This window comes from Streptomyces phytophilus, from assembly GCF_013870535.1.
Lineage (GTDB): Bacteria > Actinomycetota > Actinomycetes > Streptomycetales > Streptomycetaceae > Streptomyces > Streptomyces phytophilus.
On the sequence record NZ_JACBXC010000558.1, the window covers coordinates 1 to 3,852 of the forward strand.

Annotated in this window: 3 protein-coding genes; 2 read left to right on the forward strand and 1 reads right to left on the reverse strand. The window is 72.6% G+C overall.

What is annotated here, in order from left to right:
* Nucleotides 1-1,664, reverse strand: a 1,664-nt coding sequence (locus H5J30_RS21215; RefSeq protein WP_309505594.1) for a sugar-binding protein, incomplete at its 3' end; no start/stop codon positions are given.
* A gap of 341 nt (nucleotides 1,665-2,005) precedes the next feature.
* On the opposite strand from H5J30_RS21215, the gene H5J30_RS21220 reads away from it, so the two are divergent.
* Together H5J30_RS21220 and H5J30_RS21225 are read left to right on the forward strand one after the other, a co-directional pair.
* The gene (locus H5J30_RS21220) at nucleotides 2,006-2,881 is read left to right on the forward strand and encodes an SAM-dependent methyltransferase (protein WP_181788982.1); all 876 of its coding nucleotides are present in this window, start codon (nucleotides 2,006-2,008) and stop codon (nucleotides 2,879-2,881) included.
* 49 nt (nucleotides 2,882-2,930) lie between these two features.
* Entirely contained in the window at nucleotides 2,931-3,806 is an 876-nt protein-coding gene (locus tag H5J30_RS21225; protein ID WP_181788983.1) for an SAM-dependent methyltransferase, read from the forward strand.
* Nucleotides 3,807-3,852: the final 46 nt, after the last annotated feature.

Genomic DNA, 3,852 nt, shown 5'->3' on the forward strand with positions numbered 1-3,852 from the left:
GTCGGCCGGTCGGCGGGCGGGGTGTAGCCCTCCAGCGCCGCGGTGCCCCAGACGTACGGGTCGGCCTGGGCGCTGCCGAACGGCGACCAGGCGAGCCGGGTCTGGCCCGTCTTGTCGTCGGTGTCCGAGTCGTACACCAGCACGTTGAGCGCGAACTTCGCCGGGTCCGCCGCGGCCGGCAGGTCGGCCAGCGCGATCTTCGCCTCGACCGTGTAGCCCTGGTACGGGTCCGAGACCGCCGAGACCACCCGCATGCCGGGCGCCGTGGTGGCCGCCGGGCCCTGCCGGTTGTCGCCGTCGCGCTCGGCCGCCGCACCGCCGCCGTTCGCGGTGTACGGGAAGATGCCCGTCTTGAACGTCGTCGAGGTGTCGTCGGCCGTGCCGCGCGGGTCGAGGGTGATCTCGACCGCGTCGGTACGCCAGTGGCGCTTGGCGTCGCTCTCCTCCAGCGCCGTGCCCCTGCGGTCGTCGGTGACCTCGACGAACACGTACAGGTCGTCCCCGTGCCGCGAGAGCTTCGCCGTCGCCGAGACGTCCTCCGCGCCGACCTTCTCGCCCTCCCAGTGCACCAGCGGCAGTTCGGGGCCCGGGTACTCGCCGGGGCGCTCCACCCCGTCGAGCACGGGGGCGGTGGCGACCTCGGGGATCGTCGTGGCCGGGGCGGCGGGGTACGTCGGCTGGGTGTCGTTCGCCAGCCACGGCAGGCCGACGCGCTCCGTCCAGTCGCGGAACTCCGCGTACAGCGGGCGCAGCTCGCCCTGGGGCCGCACCTTCGACTTCACGGCCTTGCCGTTCGCCGCCAGGACGGTGTACCAGTCGGAGCCGAGCTGCTCGGGGTCGGTCGGCACCTGGGGCGGCCGCGAGGCCCAGCCCTGCGTGACGTACTTGCGGGCGGCGTCCCGCTCCACCTGCGCCCAGCTCGTGCCGTACTCCTTGCTGCGCGTGCCGGTGAAGACGCCGAAGACGGGCAGGCCGCTGGCGCGGTCCGTGCGCCGCTGCTTCGGGGCGTCCGGGCCGAGCAGGCTGCCGAAGCCGTAGTTCTGCGCGAGCAGCAGCCGCGGGCGGTGCGGGCGGTAGCCCTCCTTGGTGATCTGCGAGCGGAACGCGCGCGGGTCCCCGGCGAGGAAGAACGCCTCGATCGCCAGCCGCGCGGACAGCTGGTGGCCGCCGTGCTGGTTGAAGGGGCGCGGGTCCATCGTCACGACCGTGTCGGGCGTCGTGGCGCGGATCAGCCGGACGACGCGCTCCAGCGTGTCGTCCACGTCCCAGATCGCGGCCGTCAGCGGGCCGGACAGCGTGTACCAGAAGTCGGGCTTGTCCAGGTAGTAGATGTTGTCGATACCGGCGAGGCCGACCGCCTCGCGCTCCTCGTCCTCCCGCATCTGCCCGAGCGGCGGACCCTCCTCCGGGCCGACCGCGTTGCCGCCGCCCTCGCCGCGGGTGACGGTGAGCACGCCGGTGCTCAGCCCGTGCTGCTCCCGCCACTGCCCGAAGGTCGCGAGGTTGCCGCACTCGTCGTCCGGGTGCGCGCCGACGAAGAGCACGTCGTTGTGGGCGCGGTCCCGGCGGCCGGGCGGCGCCTTGCGCGGGCGCGGCACGCTCCAGTCGTCCGCCCACGCGGACGGGGCGGTCGCGCCCAGCGCCGTACCGACGATGCCGGACACCAGCGCGGCCGAAACGACCCGCCGGCTCGGCCCCGACCGGTCCGTGTCCTGTGCCCCCGCGGGCCCTGTTCTGTCCCCCTGCGCCGAGTTCGTCACCGATGGCCTCCCCTTGACGTACGTGGTGAGCCCCGCTTGATGAGGCCCACGACCGCCCCTTTCTAAGCCAGACGGAGAGCCGGGGCAAGGGGTTTGTCAGGACATCTTGTCAACTGGACTTCCGGCCGGGTCCGCGGCGCCGGCCGAGCGTGTGCCCAACTGGACTCGGGGGAAGGGGAGTCCGAGACAAACCGCACCTCGTATGACAGAGTTCGGATCATCCGACGGCGTAATCCGGAGTGCATGTGACCACCGACAACGGCGAGGCGGCCTGGCTGAGCACCGCGGCCGGGACGTCCTGGACCCCGCCCGAGATCGACTTCACCAAGCCGCAGACGGCCCGGATGTACGACTACTACCTGGGCGGCAAGGACCACTACGTGCCGGACCGGGAGACCGCCGAGCGCGTCGTCGGGGTCTGGCCCAGCGTCGGCAAGTTCGCCCGCGCCAACCGGCACTTCATGCACCTGGCCGTCGAGCGGCTCGCCACCGCCGGCGTCGAGCAGTTCCTGGACGTCGGCACCGGCATCCCCACCTCGCCGAACGTCCACGAGATAGCCCAGGCGGTACGCCCCGGGGCGCGCATCCTCTACACCGACCACGACCCCGTGGTGCTCGCCCACGCCCGCGCGCTGATGAACTCCACCGAGCAGGGCCGCATCGACTACATCGAGGGCGACCTGCGCCGCCCCGAGACCATCCTCGGCCACCCCTGCATGGCCGGCCCCGACCCGGCCCTCGACCTCACCCGGCCGGTGGCCGTCAACCTCGTGGCGATCATGCACTTCATCACCCCCGAGGACGACCCGCGGCGCATCGTCGGTGCCCTGATGGACGCGCTGCCCGCCGGCAGCCACCTCGTCCTCAGCCACATCACGGCCGAGTTCGCCCCCGCGGAGGTCGACGCCGCCGCCCGGCTCTACCACAAGCAGGGCCTCCCGGCGCACGCCCGTGGCGAGCGCGAGCTGACCGAACTTGTCGACGCCCTCGGCCTCGAACTGCTGCCGCCGGGCATCCTCCCCGTCAACCGCTGGTCGGCGGAGACCTCCGACGACCCGCCCGCGCCCCTCTACAGCGACGCCGAGGCGTCGTGCCTGGGCCTCATCGCCAGGAAGGCGTGACCGCCCGCCGCCGCCGGGCGGCACCGACCACCACGAGAACGGAGTGCATGTGACCACCGGGAACGGCGGGACGGCCTGGCTGAGCACCGCGGTCGGCACGTCCTGGACCCCGCCGGAGATCGACTTCACGAGGCCGCAGACGGCCCGGATGTACGACTACTTCCTGGGCGGCAAGGACCACTACGCGCCGGACCGGGAGACCGCCGAGCAGGTCGAGAAGGTGTGGCCGACGGTGCGCCAGGCCGCCCGCGGCAACCGGCTCTTCATGAACATGGCCGTCGAGCGACTGGCCGGAGCGGGCATCGACCAGTTCCTCGACGTCGGCACCGGCATCCCCACCTCGCCGAACGTCCACCAGATAGTGCAGCGCGAACAGCCCGGCGCGCACATCCTGTACACCGACCACGACCCCGTGGTGCTCGCGCACGCCCGCGCGCTGATGAACTCCACCGAGCAGGGGCGTATCGACTACATCCAGGGCGACCTGCGCCGCCCCGAGGGCATTCTCGGCCACCCCTGCCTCACCGGTCCCGAGCCGGTTCTCGACTTCGGCCGCCCGGTGGCGCTCACCCTCCTGGCGATCATGCACTTCATCACGCACGAGGACGACCCGAAGCGGATCATCAGCACCCTGATGGACCCGCTGCCCTCCGGCAGCCACCTCATCCTCAGCCACATCACCGACGAGTACGCCCCCGAGCAGGTCGAGGCCACCGCCCGCCTCTACCGCAGCCAGGGCCTCCCGGCACAGGCCCGCACCGCGCGGCAACTCGTGGAACTGCTCGACGCCCTCGGCCTCGAACTGCTGCCGCCGGGCATCCTGCCGGTCAGCCGCTGGACCCCGGACACCTCCGACGAGCCGCCGACGCCCCTCTACACCGACGCCGAGGCGTCGCTGGTCGGCCTCATCGCCAGGAAGCCGTAAGACCCCGCGGCCGGAGTCAGCGCAGGGCCGGTACGCCGTCCGGATG